Source organism: Cytophagaceae bacterium, from assembly GCA_016722655.1.
Taxonomy (GTDB): domain Bacteria; phylum Bacteroidota; class Bacteroidia; order Cytophagales; family Spirosomataceae; genus Leadbetterella.
In genome coordinates, this window is record JADKIR010000004.1 from 2,178,714 (window position 1) to 2,194,435 (window position 15,722).

General features: G+C 33.0%; 13 protein-coding genes and 1 pseudogene. 4 read left to right on the forward strand and 10 right to left on the reverse strand.

Going from position 1 to position 15,722, the window contains the following annotated elements:
* Window positions 1-26 precede the first annotated feature (26 nt).
* The gene (locus IPP61_09975) at window positions 27-374 is read left to right on the forward strand and encodes a hypothetical protein (GenBank protein MBL0325492.1); all 348 of its coding nucleotides are present in this window, start codon (window positions 27-29) and stop codon (window positions 372-374) included.
* On the opposite strand, the pseudogene IPP61_09980 reads toward IPP61_09975, so the two are convergent.
* Window positions 336-1,231 (reverse strand): annotated as a pseudogene (locus IPP61_09980) (DDE-type integrase/transposase/recombinase). The gene IPP61_09975 and the pseudogene IPP61_09980 overlap by 39 nt on opposite strands.
* A gap of 5 nt (window positions 1,232-1,236) precedes the next feature.
* Window positions 1,237-1,545, reverse strand: a complete 309-nt coding sequence (locus IPP61_09985) for a helix-turn-helix domain-containing protein (GenBank protein MBL0325493.1) — start codon at window positions 1,543-1,545, stop codon at window positions 1,237-1,239.
* A gap of 391 nt (window positions 1,546-1,936) precedes the next feature.
* On the opposite strand from IPP61_09985, the gene IPP61_09990 reads away from it, so the two are divergent.
* The 3 genes from IPP61_09990 to IPP61_10000 all read left to right on the forward strand — a co-directional run bounded on the left by IPP61_09990 (window position 1,937) and on the right by IPP61_10000 (window position 3,910).
* Window positions 1,937-2,746 carry a hypothetical protein gene (locus IPP61_09990; GenBank protein ID MBL0325494.1) on the forward strand — a complete coding sequence of 270 codons (810 nt, stop codon included), beginning with the start codon at window positions 1,937-1,939 and terminating at the stop codon, window positions 2,744-2,746.
* Window positions 2,747-2,820: 74 nt separating this feature from the next.
* Entirely contained in the window at window positions 2,821-3,564 is a 744-nt protein-coding gene (locus tag IPP61_09995; protein ID MBL0325495.1) for a hypothetical protein, read from the forward strand.
* A gap of 10 nt (window positions 3,565-3,574) precedes the next feature.
* A complete protein-coding gene (locus tag IPP61_10000; GenBank protein MBL0325496.1) occupies window positions 3,575-3,910 on the forward strand; it encodes a hypothetical protein in 336 nt (111 codons plus the stop codon).
* Window positions 3,911-3,983: 73 nt separating this feature from the next.
* On the opposite strand, the gene IPP61_10005 is transcribed toward IPP61_10000, so the two are convergent.
* The 8 genes from IPP61_10005 to IPP61_10040 form a co-directional block, all read right to left on the reverse strand.
* Complete coding sequence (locus IPP61_10005; GenBank protein ID MBL0325497.1) at window positions 3,984-5,186, reverse strand: GIY-YIG nuclease family protein; 1,203 nt, start codon at window positions 5,184-5,186, stop codon at window positions 3,984-3,986.
* Window positions 5,179-7,305, reverse strand: coding sequence for a DEAD/DEAH box helicase family protein (locus IPP61_10010; GenBank protein MBL0325498.1), 2,127 nt, complete (start codon window positions 7,303-7,305; stop codon window positions 5,179-5,181). Before IPP61_10010 ends, IPP61_10005 begins: the two co-directional genes overlap by 8 nt.
* An 8-nt stretch (window positions 7,306-7,313) precedes the next feature.
* Window positions 7,314-7,745, reverse strand: a complete 432-nt coding sequence (locus IPP61_10015) for a type II toxin-antitoxin system death-on-curing family toxin (GenBank protein ID MBL0325499.1) — start codon at window positions 7,743-7,745, stop codon at window positions 7,314-7,316.
* Window positions 7,742-8,866, reverse strand: coding sequence for a DNA-binding protein (locus IPP61_10020; GenBank protein MBL0325500.1), 1,125 nt, complete (start codon window positions 8,864-8,866; stop codon window positions 7,742-7,744). Before IPP61_10020 ends, IPP61_10015 begins: the two co-directional genes overlap by 4 nt.
* Before the next feature lie 5 nt (window positions 8,867-8,871).
* Window positions 8,872-9,804 carry a hypothetical protein gene (locus IPP61_10025; protein ID MBL0325501.1) on the reverse strand — a complete coding sequence of 311 codons (933 nt, stop codon included), beginning with the start codon at window positions 9,802-9,804 and terminating at the stop codon, window positions 8,872-8,874.
* On the reverse strand, window positions 9,801-12,578 hold the full coding sequence (locus tag IPP61_10030) for a class I SAM-dependent DNA methyltransferase (GenBank protein MBL0325502.1): 2,778 nt from the start codon (window positions 12,576-12,578) through the stop codon (window positions 9,801-9,803). The genes IPP61_10025 and IPP61_10030 overlap by 4 nt, the downstream gene beginning before the upstream one ends.
* 112 nt (window positions 12,579-12,690) lie before the next feature.
* Entirely contained in the window at window positions 12,691-13,719 is a 1,029-nt protein-coding gene (gene mcrC, locus IPP61_10035; protein MBL0325503.1) for a 5-methylcytosine-specific restriction endonuclease system specificity protein McrC, read from the reverse strand.
* Window positions 13,719-15,626, reverse strand: a complete 1,908-nt coding sequence (locus tag IPP61_10040) for an EVE domain-containing protein (GenBank protein MBL0325504.1) — start codon at window positions 15,624-15,626, stop codon at window positions 13,719-13,721. The genes mcrC and IPP61_10040 overlap by 1 nt, the downstream gene beginning before the upstream one ends.
* Between the last annotated feature and the right edge of the window lie 96 nt (window positions 15,627-15,722).

Consider the following 15,722-nt stretch of genomic DNA (forward strand, 5'->3'; position numbering starts at 1 on the left):
AGAATCAGATAGTAATAAAAAAATCTATGGGCAAAATAAAATCAAATTTGTTAACATTAAAAAAACCTGTTGACGCAAAAACTATACTATCACATGTAACTAGTGTATCTAATAGTTTAAATCTAGATTTAGAAAAATATGAGGATGTTGTAAATTATTATGCTCAAAAGAAGCTTTATGCTATCATCGGTAATGATTTTCTAAAAAAAGCTATTATAATATTTAAACATATTTTTGCTCTGGCAAATACTGAAGTTAATATTTTTACAAAAGCCTTATTAAAATCTGATCCAGAATATTGTCTTAAACGCAATTACTTGGACACGATAATTAATTTACATTACCCATTTTGGGTCAATTTTGACACCTATTGATTCCAGGAATTTTTTAGGTGACTTGTATCCTAATCCACCATGAATTCTCTCGAAGTTATAAAATTTCTTCCACCTTGTCATTATTTGTTTGAAATCTTCTAAATTTTCAAACTCAAGTCTTTGACATACAGCACTTTCCATTATAGAGTGATACGCCTCAATATGTGCGTTTTGCTCGGGGGTAGCAGGCTTGGTAAATTCCTGATTTACACCCTTTTTCTTAAATATTCCTGAACGATTGTTGCTTCAAATTGCGATCCATTATCATTTCTGACGATGAATTGTTTTGGCATAGGATAGGTCTGAAAAACCTGTTCAAAGAGATTTATTACGTCTTCGGATTTAATAGAATTTGCGATATATTGAGCCAGTTGCCACCTTGAATAAACATCTAAAATAGTCAATACTTGTGCATTTGAATGAGTTCCTTGTACATAAACATACTTAATATCAAATTCCAAGAAACTAAATTCACTTTGTACATTTGGCACGAGTTCTTTTACCCAATTTCTGCTTGTTCTTTTGGTCTTATTACGTTGAAACTTCAATAAATTATGCTCCTTCATAAGATTATAGGTTCTATATGCACCAATCTTTAAACCCTTTTCCTGGTTTAAATAGCGATAAGTTTTATAATAGCCATAATCAACAAACTCACCTTCTAAAAGTGTCTTAACTTCTTGTAAAACATAGTCTAAATCATGTCGGTTGTCGTCTATGTCATAAACAACTCGAGATGCTTTTTTCCCGGCTTTTGTGCCGGTAGAAGTGTAATAATAGCTACTTCTCGACAGTCCAACATGTTTTAATACTATGTTTTTGGGTTTGCCTTGCTCCAGAAATTCATCAACAACCATGATCTTCATTTCTTTATTGACTGGCTTTTTTTTAAAAGGGAATCTTTAATCTGAATGGCTAATTCTTTCTCGGCCACAATCCTTTTCAGAGCTTCGTTTTCACGACGCAATAATTTAAGTTCTCGCTCAGAGTCGGTCATTGCTCCTGATTGCAAACCATTTTTACCCAGTTGCTCAAACTTCTCTTTCCAACTGTAAATACTCACTGTAGAAACCCCAAACTCCCTTGATGTTTTACTAACGCCATGCTGGATAGAATGAAGAACTATTTTCTCCTTCTCATCTGATGACCATGTTTTTTGATGTTTTGACATACACAAATCTAATTAATTGTTAACTTAGTTTTGTGTCCAAGTTTTTATCGACCTATTAGGATATTCTGAATTAGAAAGTTATTTATCAGAATTTATACAAAGGAAAGTTAAGCTAAATATTATTTTTTATGGAGAAATAAAAGAAAATGATTTAATCAATATGCTTAAAAGTAACCCTGAAATCGTAAAAGTTTTTAATTTAAATGATAATAGTAATTTAGGTTTAATCCGATATTTTGCAACATTCGATGGAACTGGATATAGAGAGGTAATTGAGGAAGACCTCCATAAAGCGTTAGTAAATTTTAATGACCCTGTTAGGACAAGAGTCCTTAATGATCGGTTTAAATTTTTAATCCAAAACTCTACTTCTGTGTAATACTTATTATTAATGCTAAATCAATTTGATGGTTTTCAATTAAACAGCTTTAATTCATTATTCGAAATTCTATTTGGTGTTTTAATAGTATTCAGTACAATTTTAAGGAATATTATTGGGCCTATCAGGAAAAGAATAATATCTTTATTACTAGGTACAAAAATCCTCGATGAAATATCGATTGTAATTTCCAATGTCTATATTGAAGGAAAAAACAATGAGGGTTTTAAAAGCGACTTAGAATATCCCCCATTTGTCAAGGCAATTGAAAAAATTGTTGATAAAGTAAATTACTATACGTTGTTGTTGAAAAAACAAAATGTTACTTTAGCTGATAAAGAAAATAATCAAATAAAAATTACTGTCAATAATAAATTAATTGAAGAGGTAACAAAGGCAAAATTTCATCCAATTTTTGAATTTGTTATTATGTATACTTTTATAGTATTGTTATTATCTGGAATCGATGATGAAAACAGTAGTATATATACCACATTTCTCGATAGCCATGATAAAATATTAAACTTTGACAGCTTAGTATTTACGGGTTTAATTTTCTTGAATTTATTTTCTTTAACTTATATTTTTATATTGTTCTTTAGAAGATATAGAGGGAAAAAAGGAAATTTAAAAAGATATAAATTAAATTCGAGGACGAAGAAGAGACTACAAAAGCACCCTAAACTGTTAACCGTAAGGAAATATATTGGTGAAAGATTATATAAAATAATTACATTGCAAATTTTAAAGATTTTAAGGTGGCCTACACCAATAAAGGGGCTCATTATCATTTCAACATTTTTTTTATATCTTTTTTTTTAGCAATAACTTTCAATTGGGAAATTAATGTTACAGGGGGTAAATTTATAATAGTAGGAACCTCAATTTTTATTTGTTTGACACCATTCATTTTATTATATCTTTGGGCCTACATTGGATTTGAAAGTCAGCTTAAGTCCTTTGAAAGATTAAAAATAATCATTGAGAAGTATTATGATGAAACCTCTAAAACTAGAAAAGGTTTGGATTATTCTGATGTTGTAATTTGGGGATTTGTAAGTTTAGGTACAATTAAGGAATTAAATAGAGCTCAAGGATCCAATAAATTTAAGGATTTTTTAAATGATTTTTGGTCAAAGGATAGGGGGATAAGGATTTTTGGAAGTCTTACAGCTATTTTTATATTTTTTAGTTCTTTATATTTTTTCATTGATACTAAAGGTGCTAAAATTCAGCAATTAATTAAAAATGAGGGAGAATATGAAATTCAAGCATATTACAATTTACCTTCAATTGACACTTCCTGGTTTGAAAAAAGCTTTTCCAAAAATGCACCAATTAGAAAAAGACTTATTGCATCCTTAAAACAACATAAAAAAGATGGCCTTTCATTAAATAAATATGAAAAAGCACTGAATAAACATCATATTGATAATATCAAAGTCTTAAAAATTACGAATGATACAATTAAAGTAGAAACATCAGAATATTGGTATTTGAGATGGTATAAAAATAATGGAAGTGAACCAGCAGGGGGTTATATGACACCCAATTATTATCCCCAATATTATTACCTGGTGAAAAATTCAATGGGTAATTGGGAAATTTATGATATAGAATATTTTGGAATAGCATTTTAATTGTAAAAAATTGGAAAAAAAAATCTACGAATACATTACATCTATAATATTAAAAGTTGATTTATTGAATGACAATTATTTGAAAGAGAACCCTTTTGAAATTGATAAATTTGATAATTTTAAAACAGAAATTATTAAGCTAAATGCAAACTCTAATAAATCGGAGGTTATTCCGGTATTAAAAAAATATAATGAAACGGTTAAACTTACTTTGACAAAAATAGATAATAACTATAATAAAGAAAATTTTGAAAAAAGCACTGATTTAAATATTCGACAAATTGGTGAATTTTTTAAGTTTGATGCTCTCGATTTTGAAAAAATTTTTGTGTTAAATAAAAATTAAGAAAAAAATGATTTATTAAAGTATATTTTGAAACCACATAAGTAAAATTGATTAATAGATCAAAATTCTATACTTAATAATAATTCTGTGAAATTTTACGATCTAAAGGCTCATATTTATAATTTATTATCTTTCCATTCAACACCAACTCCACCGCCTCCTCAATAATATTCAAAGGTGCGATAAACCACTCTCTTGGGGTGTGTCTCTGGCCTTTTTCGTCGAAGATGTCAATGTCCAAGCATGCAGAACCAAAGAAATTATGTAAAAGCATCTCAAGTTTTTGAGGATTCATGTTATAGCATTTGAAACTCATAACTAGCTTTACTTCTGCCATAAGGTAGGTTGGTTCTTTTGATGCATTTTTTAGGCGATCAGATATTTCTACACTCGAATAACCAATTTTATAGAGGTCTTTTAAATTTTTTATTGCCGGGTCCGTACTTTTTGAACGTAAAACATATATGTACCCAAAAGCCTGGTCATTTTCATTTATTTCATTTCCTTGATTCGATAAGCTGGTCGCAACATCATCAGAATTTTCGGTTACTACTTTTCCATTTGCATATAAGATTTTCTCAACAGAACGCTTTAGCATGTTTGATTCAGTGCCGTTTTCGAAAATACACCGTGTTCGACCGTCTTCTCTGACTCTGGTACCATCGGGTTTATAATGTTCTTTCTGGGTGATGTTAATTTCTTTGAGATAAAACAAAATACCATTATGAACATAAAATGCTCCTACCCGAAGATTATCCTGATTGAAATTAACCAGTTTTCTTTTACCCAATGAGAGGTCTTTTTGTACTGCTTGTAGTATAGGCTCAAATTGTTCAAAATCTTTACAGGGCTTTCTCCTTGCTACAAATTCGGCACTCGCTCTATCTTCATTGTAATTAACATGTTTTAAATCAAATAGCCCTTCTGAATCATCGCTTAATAAACCTAACAAATCATCTTGCAATAAATCATCCAAAGAATTGTATTCTTTCTGAGGTAAAATATTCAGTAAGCCAAATCTATCATAAGGCTTTAAAGCTAAGGTCTTGGAATGGTTTTTCCGTAATGCAGATAATCGTGAAAATAAGGTTCTCTCCTGCATATTTTGAGATTCCTGAGGCTCTCTTTGTTCTTTTTCATAAAAGGAATTAATTTCTTCGAAAGAAGAAATCAGTCGCTCCTCTTCATTTCTGGATTGAGAAACTTTGGGCTTTATATCTAATAAACCAAAAGGGTCATTTGAGAAAATATCATCTAGTATGCTCTTTTTATCCATTGGCTTGCTTTCTTTTCTCTTCTTTTAGATAAATGATACACTCGGCCATTCTACGCTCCAAAGGGTCTTGCGAAGTGATATTTGGAGGTCTGTTATTCTGTGATTGGAAAGCTATGATTTTGGGCCACAAAATTCTTGCTTCCTCAAAATCCATAGTAATTCTTGTAACTTCAATAGCATCCTGTATCACTTTTAAAACTTTTGGAGTAACGTCCTTAGAAAGGATCTCATAAGCTTTTTGGAATGGATTTACACTATCGATTAAGTCAATATGCAGTTCATCTATATCAATAAAACTTCCAGCCATTCTGATAAAACGCTTGTCAGCAGGTGGCACTCCATCCGTATTTTTGGGTAAAGCAATCACCATTTTGCTGAAAGAATTAGCTTCATCATCGGTTAAATCAGGATATATTGTTTTGATAACCTTTGGAATAAGTTGATTGTCAATTTGATTTTTAGGTAGATTCTCACTGATGGCTTTAAGAATACTTTCGTCTTTTTGGATGGCCGATTTTAATTCATTGACATCAATTAAAAGGTTATTTTTTACTACCGAGTCAAGCACTACATATTGCCTTACTTCCTCAACTTGATTTTCGTCTAATTCAGGATATTTTTCTTTTATTATTTTGGGTATCAATACTTTGTTTATCACCTCGGGGTCAATTGTGCCGGGTAATGCCCTTAGCATTGATGCGTCTTGCAGAATTGTTGCTTTGAGGTCATTTAAATCAGATTCTACTATATCCTTAACCCTTTTAGAAGTTGGAGTTCTAAAACCCCTAACTTTTATTTCTCCTGGATTTGACTTGTCATCATCCGAAACTTTAGTTTTAAACTTGAAGTTGGGTGCCATTACCTGTTCCATTAATAAAGATGCAGTAATGGCTTTTAACATGTTGTTTACTGATGTCTTAACTTCATCGTCGGCAGCATCGGGCTGGGCGATCAAATTGGTAAATTGAGCATGTGTTTTATTTTCACTGTCTCTGGTACATCGACCAATTATCTGTATAATTTCTGTTAATGAGCCTCTGTATCCCACTGTAAGAGCATGCTCGCAATAAGGCCAATCAAATCCTTCTTTTGCCGTACCCAAGGCGATTATCAAATCCATATCGTCAATAGACTTCATTTCACGGAGATAATTTTGGATTTTATTTCGGTCAGTGGCATTATCATTTACCAGGTCGGCAACCTTTAAAATTTTCCCATCTCCTTTTCTTTTAACATAAATGACCCCTGTTTCAGAATCTGTTTTTTCAATGTCGCCTATACTATCAATAATGATCCCTACTTCTTTATATTTATCTTTGGTTGATTCGCCTGAATTTACATTCGGGATATGCAGAATGGTCTTTTTGTTGGTATCTAAAATTTCCATTATTGCAGAGGTGTATTTTCCTTGATAGAAATGATAACCAATACCCAAAGATTTGAGGTATTTGTAACCATTTAGTTGTTCGTAGTAATTGTATGTTACTTTTACAAATTTGGCTTCATCTTCAGGTCTAAGAATTGGCACAGCATCGCCTCTGAAATAGGAGCCTGTCATGGCCACAATATGGGCAGAAGATTTTGTAATGATATTACGAAGTTGTTCTCCTAAGCGACTCTCTACATCGGCAGAAACATGATGAAATTCGTCAATGGCAAGTAAAACATTATTGAATTTTTCTTCCTCTATTTCTTCAACTGCATATCTGAGTGTTGAATGGGTGCATACTAGAATTTTTTCGTCATTATCCAGAAAATTCTTAAAAGACTGCTTTTTGCTTTTCGAGTCATCGCTTCCCGGAGTACATAAATTAAAATTATCATTTAACTCCCAATCGGCAAAAAAACCAGCTTCCTTAAGTTTGGTATTTCCAAAAGATCCGCCGATGGATCTTTCAGGCACCGCCACAATCACTTTTTTTATGTCTTGATTGGTTAGTTTATCTAAGGCTATATACATCAATGCTCTGCTTTTGCCCGATGCTGGTGGGGCTTTTAAGAGTAAATATTGAGCCTCACGAGCTTCATAGGCTTTTTGTTGCATTTCTCGCATTCCATACTGATTAGTATTGGAGCTTTGGCCTGTTTGGGCGTAGGTTACATGGACTATATCTGGCATAGTTTTATTTATGATAAGACATTGAAAATTCTTAATTTTAATTCTTCAGAAAAATCATCCTCATGTATAATTGATTTTATTATTTCGTAAAGAAGCTCTCTATCGATTCTATTATCTGCAACATGCACAGCATTGTCCTCCATTCTTAGAATAAACTTATCGACCTTTTCGGAATAACCGTTTAATTCTAAAAAATAGGCTGACAATACTATTGAAGCACGCTTGTTGCCATCACTGAAGCAATGATTTTTATTTATAGAAAAAAATAAATGAGTTACCTTTTCCTCAATATTAGGATAATATAATTCATTCTGAATATGGTCCAAGGTACTATCCAATAGGCCAGCATTAAGAATACCTAAGCTACCTCCTGAGTTTTTGATGATTTCATCATGAACCTCTATTGCATGTGCAGTATCAAAATAAAAAAAGTCTTTCATCTATCTTTTAATCTTTTAAATACCTCTAATAATGCGGGGTTTTCTAGTACTCGCTCTATTAAATCTTGGCTATTTTCACCAACGAATTTTTGAAAATCATCTGACGTTAAACTTTTGATATATGGGGTTAACCGCTCATGGATCACATCTCTAAGACCATAATCTCTGCTTGCCATTTTTACACGTGCATCCTCCAAAAGAGGTCGCCAATGACGTTTACTTGCAAAATTAATTATTAGTTCTTTTAATTCAGACGGCTCTAACTGCCTACCTAAATCACTATATTTATCTTTAAGTTCGTCTGCAATACCGATTTCGAAGGATGCTATTAACTTAAGAACCTCAGCATACATGGTACTTCTGGCATTTTCATTAGCTTCTAATTTTAGTATTGTCCGATATTCTGATGCGTTTTCATGAAATATTAATTTGTATATCTCATCTGTGAAATATTTGTACTTCTCATTGCCCATGTTTAAGTACCTGCCTAATGCACTCGTAAACTCCTTCCTGTATTCAGGTTCTCTAGTTATAGCCACCAAAAACTCTTCATCTCTTTGGTTTATATATTTAGTTGTACCACCAAGTTTTTGATTTAAACTATCTATTACTATATCTAACATCCTACTTCTAATAGCTTTTGCTTTCTCACTCTCTGTTAGAAGCATACCAATATTAAGCAATGCTCTAAAGTTAAATACTGCAAGTGCTTTTAATCTACTTAGTGCTTTCTTATTAGTATTAATAGTTTTATCATTAGTTACGTCCTTATTATCAGTATCTTCTATTGACAGAGGGACATCAATGTCCCTCTGTGAAGCATCATCATCTATATCGTTATATAACAAATGACTAAATAGACTTTTAAACTCCTTTAGTTTCTGTCCTTTAAGAACTGTATATCCATTAGCTGTAAGTTCATCATTAAAAGAATCTACTTGTCGTTTAATTGTTTTAGTACTTACCTCAAAATAATCTGCAATTTGTGCAGTTGTAAACCTGTATTCATTATCATACAACATGCCTGTAATACCTAGTTGCTTCTGAATAGTATCTAAAGCAACAGGATTGTTTAATATGTTTTGGCGGTCTATCGCCGATGTTGTTAAATCCTTTTTCATTTCTATTAATTACTAGTACTTTCTAGACCATCAATCTCATCACTTAAAACATACTTATCCTCAATAACTTTCATTTCAGCCTTTATAGAATTGTAGGTTTCTCTGTTATCATCATTCAAAATTGGACCATCACCAAAATCTAGAACAAATGGAAGTTCGCCTTTTAGCTTGAAGTAATTTCTTAAGTCATCTTCAAAACTACTTAACCAAGTGAGGGTTTCATTTAATTGTTGCACCTCTTCTTTTTGGAAATTAGAGTCATGAATTGTCTGATAAGTTGATTTGAGAATAATAATCTCATGAATAATATTCTTAACATAATCAAACTTTGTTAACGATGCAAGTCTGAAAAACATAGGACTTTTTTGGTCGGCTCTCTTTGGATTATTCCAGATATCTAATTCGTGCTTCCCAAATATTGATATTAGATTATCAATTTTGTTTATTAGGATTCTATGATAGCCTTTTTCGCTAATGTTATTTTCATTAAACAATATCATATGGCTAGTCAAGCCATTATATATTTCGTCGCATTTAATTGAAGATTCTTTCTTTTTTCTTTCTAGTATTTCTTTGTGGTGCAAGCCACCAGTTAAAATTGAACTTTTCTCTTCAGGATGTATGAAATTCAATTCATGAATTTTTTCTTCTACTCTGCTTAGAGAATCCATACATCCATCAAAAATCAGATTGTCAAAACCTTTTTTCTTATCCGCTACTCTGTACTCAATCTGCAAATAAATAGTATAGGCCAGTAAAACAGACCCAATAAAACTAAAGTAAGGTCCTAATATTCCGCCAATGGTATCACCAATCTCGTTGGCATCAGCTCGACCTAAATCTAAACCTATAGAAATTTGAGTAATAATAAAAGGCAGGAATAAACCAAAAATGGTTAAGCCAATAAAGATTCCTATGATTGTTTTCCAGTGTTTCATCCCTTCTTCTTTTTAGTTTTCTTTGCACCTTCAAATAACGTCCCCTTATTCTTTTCTTCCTCTATCATCTTTTCATAAAGTTTGAAAAGGTATTCCAGCCTTTCTTCGTCTGATTCAAAGGGTTTTTCACGATAGCAGCGTTCTATCGCTAGGTCGTTTTGGAGGTGAGCTTCTCTTAGGCCTTCAGGCATTTTTTCGGGGTCGTATAGCTGAGCAAGGGTTTTCTCGCTGTGGGCCTCTCTTTCTTCCAATATTCTAAACACATTTTTTTCTAATTCCTGCTTTTGGGCTAAAGTGATGGATGGGAAGGGGAAGGTATTGTAGCAAAGAGCTGACGAATAACGAATGTCAGTCCTTAATCTTCCAGCTAAGGCTTTAACCCAAACATTATGAATGCGAGATGTTACTATGGAAAAAATATAGGGTCGAGGCTGATAGATAGCTTGGGCCGAGGCATAAATAACTGGACCTTTTTCCATAAATACTATAGGTACATAAGTCCTTCTTTCCGATGTAACAACTGGTACAAGCAAGCATTCTTGATTAAAATATCTATCTTCTGCAAACCTATTCGGTGATGTAGATAAAAGTTGAGTTGCTTTTTTTGTACTTTCAGCACGCATTTTTTTTACCCCATCCAATCTTTTTTTGATCCAATCAATTTCTAAATATTCGGGTAAATTTAAATCATCTATATAAATGCAGTATCTTAGTAAATTATCAATTACTTCCTGAGCACCGATAAATCTTTTTATAATTGAGGGATCTAAAGAGGCACTTTCTAGTTTACTCTTTAAAATTAATGCTTCCTCTTCACTTAAGATTAAAAATCCCCCATCAGCTGGAATACTACCTTTTATCATTTTGGGTAGCTTACTTATTGAGGAACTTATTCTCCCAATAAATAAATTATGACCTTCAACAAGATATGGGTTTATATTAAATACTGATTTTCGAATGTTTTTATTAAATATTATTTTAGGCTTCGAATTAATATTTCTAATTCCTGTTATTATTACTGTAACTCCAGCATTTTGTTTTGCACTATTTGACCAAACGAATGACTGATAAGCAAATGAAATTTCTAGATTTAGTTTAAATAAAATTGGTTTCCAAAAAATTGAAACTTGATCTCCTTGGGAAATAGAGTTAGTTGAAACAAAAGCAAATTGTGAATTAAAATTTAGAATATAGTTTGAGGCTTTAAAAAACCAACATGCTATATAATCTAGTGACTTATAATTCTCTATTGTACTTAAAGCAATTACTAAATCGTCCTTTTGAACTGAATTTTGGTTTCTAGTACCTAGAAACGGTGGATTTCCCAATATATATATCTCATCGCCTTCAATCTTTGGACAAACTTTTTCCCAATCTAATCTACATGCATTTCCATGTACAATATTTCCTGTTTCCATAAGTGGCAGAGCTGGGCGTGTACGGCCAAATTCTTGAAAAAATAACTGGTTCATTTGGTGTTCGGCCAGCCAAAGGCTTAGCGTGGCCACTTCGTGGGCAAAGTCGTCTAGCTCAATGCCATAAAAGTTTTTGAGGCTTATTTCTGAAAAAGAACTTTCACCAAAGTCAAAAGTGCCAGAGCCTAGCTTGCCTTGTAGCTTGTCCAGTTCTTTAAATATGGCCATTTCCAGTTTTCGTAGCTCTTTGTAGGCAATTATTAGAAAATTACCACTCCCACAAGCTGGGTCAAAAACCTTTATGTTTCTTATACGTTTGAGTAATTCTTTTAGCTTTTTGGTTTTGTCAGCCCCTGAGTGGGATGAAAGAGTTGATTCAAATACTTCGTACAACTCTGTAAGAAAAAGCGGCTCTATGACCTTCATAATATTAGGCACCGAAGTGTAGTGCATACCCATACCCCCACGATGCTCAGGCGTAATAACCGCCTGTATCATAGAGCCAAATATATCGGGGTTTATGTCTTTCCATTGCAATTCCCCATTGGCCAATACTGCTTCACGGCTTTTACGGTTAAATGTGGGGGCAAAATGTCGGTTTCGGAATAATCCGCCGTTTACATAAGGGAAGTTGTTTAAGAACTGCGGCAGTTCGGCTCCGCTCACTGACCTGCGTTTTTCTAAAGGTGTGTTCATCACCTCAAAGAGCGTATCCAAATAGGTGTTTAGGTCGCTGCCATCGGTTTGCGTGTGGTTTTTGATGGCATTGGTAAACTGTGCGGTTTCAAAAATGCCTGTATCCTCAGCAAAAAAACAAAAAAGCAAACGGCTCAAAAACACGTTGAGATTGTGTACTTCCTCTTTGGTGGTAGTAATATTGTCTTTTTTGATTTCGTCGTAAAGCCTGGCCATGCGTTCGGCCGCTTTTACATCTGCAGGGTTTTCGTAAATTGCCTGTGCTTTTTCCATGCCTGCCCAAGGCAGAAAGAAATCGAAATGCCTCGAAAGTTCTTCGATAGGAATATTTAGTGTATCAGTTGTTTTGGTATCGAGTGCTATAAAAGTTTTGTAATCAGTGCAAATTACGAACCTTGGTTTGTGTTTGAGGCCGGTCTCGTTGGTTTTGATTTGTTCAAAAGCAGAATAAAGGTACTCACTCTCTAAATGCTTAAACCACAATTTATTTTTCCAAAGTATTTCATTCGAGTTTTTGGAAAGATTTAACCCTCCATCGGCTTGCAGGCGTTTAATCGTACTCTTGGGAGTATCGTAGGCCAATAATAAATTATAGATGAAGGTTTCTTCCTGGATGTTGGCTATTAAGGTTTGAATGTTTTCTTGTATTTGTGTAATGCTCATTGAGGGAAAAGGGCTATTTTTTTAGAAGTTGAACAATTTGATAAACAAATATATTGATTTTAAATATTATTTTAAGGAATGATAATATGAAAATGAAACATCTTGAAAACCATTATTTTAGTAATTTTAATAAACTATCTTTTATTAACCTCCAATCTTGATTCAAATTCACAAAACTGATTCTAATTTTATGTTCCTGATACCACATTTCGGCATCTTGATAATCTTTGGTGCTGGGATATAAAAGCATTCCCAGGCAAGTCTTGGTGTATGTGGTGCCATCTTCTTGATTAATAAGATAAGCAAACAATTGATAAAGGTTGCCTGAGTCAAATTTAGGCTTGTCGTAACTTAACTTAAAAGCGTCTTTGTAATATTTGGTATCAATGATGAGTTTCCAGTCAGGGGCATTTATAGTTATGTCGGTTTTCATCAAAGGCAGAAACGACTCAGTGTTTTCTAAAACATTAGTAAACTGCCATTTAATTTGTTTTGATTCTACATTGAAGTTAGTTTCATTTCTATAAAAATTACGAACAAATGCTTCAAACAATCTGGCCATGGCTTTTTCATCTCTTACGAAATCAAAAAAACGATATTTGCCGCTTTTTTCGTTAATCAGCAGGTTTTCCTGAATAATCCTGCATATTTTCAGAATAAAATCGTAATGATAATTATTGCGGTGTATCCTGACTTTATCAAAATCAGAAAGACGGAATTGATAATCAGAGATATCGGGCAGTTTATGGAAAACCATGAAAACATCTTCAATAATTCTTGAATCTATATTTTCGGTTTTCAATAATTTTGATAGGGTATTTTTAATTATTCTATTGGATAAAATATCAAACTGGAAATCATCAAATTCACAAACTGTATGGTGTTTTCTTAAGGAATTATTTTTGATGGTTTTGGAAAAATCAAGCTTACCTTTTATGCCGAATATTTCTTCTTCAATAGGAATATAGCTTCTATCCAAACCTTTTTTTAAAAGCCACTTAAGCCTTTCTGAGAGTACTTTGGCGAAAAGGTTAAGCAATTGATGTTCTGTATCAGAATCAACGCTAACAGGCTCTGCTTCTTCGAGTTTATCCCATGCGTAGCATAATAAATAATAGATATTTTGAATTGGAATATCCATTATGCCCTTAGCAAGTTTACAGCCTCCTCCACTTTCGATTTATTATCAAACCAATATTCTTCTAACAATGGTTTGATTTCAAAATTAATAATATCAGCCAACCAAGTACCGAAAGGACCATCGGGTTTAGAACAGAAATAACTATGGCCTATCTGGAAGCCTGGACCAAGGTGTTTGTCTTTGCTTAAGTCTTGATTTAGCTGGTTAACTTTATTGCACAATGATTTGGCATCTGAGTTTGAAATGCCTTGACTTTCGAGAAATCCAATAAAGGAGTCAGAAAATTCAGGTTGTAGGTCTATGAATCGAAATCTCCTTCTTAAGGCATAATCTACAATTGACAAAGAACGATCAGCTGTGTTCATGGTTCCAATGATATGCAGATTGGCAGGAACTGAAAATGGCGATTCGTCTTTTTCAGAATAAGTCAAAGGTACAGCATATTTCCCTCTTTTATCAGCTTCAATGAGCATCATAAGTTCACCAAATATTTTGCTAAGATTTCCTCTGTTTATTTCGTCAATAATAAAGAAATAATCATTAGATGCGTCTATTTCAGCTTTTTTGCAGAACTCATAGAATAATCCGTTTTTGACTTTGAATGTGCCATTACTGGCTGGTCTAATTCCCTGAATAAAATCTTCGTAGGCATATGACTGATGAAACTGCACCATTCGGATTTTTGAATCATCAGTTTTACCCATCATTTGATAGGCTATTTTTTTGGCTATGAAAGTTTTACCAACACCTGGAGGACCTTGAAGGACTATGTTTTTTTTGTATTTGAGAGATTTTGTGATTTCATCTAAAGCTGTCTCAGATATAAAAGGCTTTTCATTATCTTCAAAAATTGTATAATTTTCAACAGTTATATTTTCAGATTCGGTTTCAAGCAGGATTGCTTTTTCATCGATTATATCTCTGATAATTTCAAACTCTTCGGCTGTGAGTTTAAATAAGCTACCTTGGTTATTTATAAAAACCTCACATTTATCAAGTAATGGGTTTTCTTTCAGCTCACTCCAATGAACTGGTACATCCAAAATTTTGATAAGTTCAAACTCAATTTCTTCATCTTTGTCGGAATTATGTTTTCCTTTGGTGACTTTATAAAATGCTTTAATGAGTTTTGATGGGGTACTTTCATAGCCAATTATTAGGTCGCCAGGATTAACAGCTTCAAAATGTTTATATATCCTTCTTTTGTTGCCTTTTTCGTTGTGGGTGGTATAGGTTTGCTTGCTGCCAATGTTATGGCTTTCTATTTTCCAAATTCTGGGATTGGCATTGAGCCACCAGTAGTTGATTTCATCGTCGGGTTCTATTTCAGTATCTTCGGGAATAATTGAGGTTTTGTCGTTTCGGATACTTAGAGTTCGATTGAGCAGTTTTTGAAATTTACCTTCTGAAATTAGTATTTCTTCTTCGAGTTTGAACAAACTGACAGTCTCAAGGAATAAAGGCCAAGAAGTTTCCAAAAACTTGTCGATAGTTGAAATTATATCTCCACTATCATAATATTTAAAATAGTTCCCCTCGCTTCGTTTTTCGAAACCTTCAATAGCTGTCACAAGCCTTTCGTAACAGTTAATAATTTCTTGATTAGTTTCTGACTGATAAGCTACCTCTAAGTACAGTTTTGGATTTTGAGGATCGGAGAAATTTATCACAAAGCCAAATTGACGGGTTTTGTTTTTCCAATCTCCTTTGCTTGTAAATCCTAAAAAGATGTAAAAGCTACCTTGAAACCAATAGCCTTTCCTTAATCGATCACTGTCAGTTTTTCTAAGCCAAAAAGTTAGGTTTGGATACTTTGATTTTCGAAGCTCTAATAAATGATTCAGAATGATATCTGACCAATAGATTATTGCCTCTTCTTGGGTGGCGTTTTGTGGGAGGTTTTCCATAAATAGCGGCCTTAGTTTAATATAGGGATTAGATTTTTCAGCTAAAAATTAGATATTCTTGGTTTTTCAAATGTAGGTTAAAAATAAATCTAAATC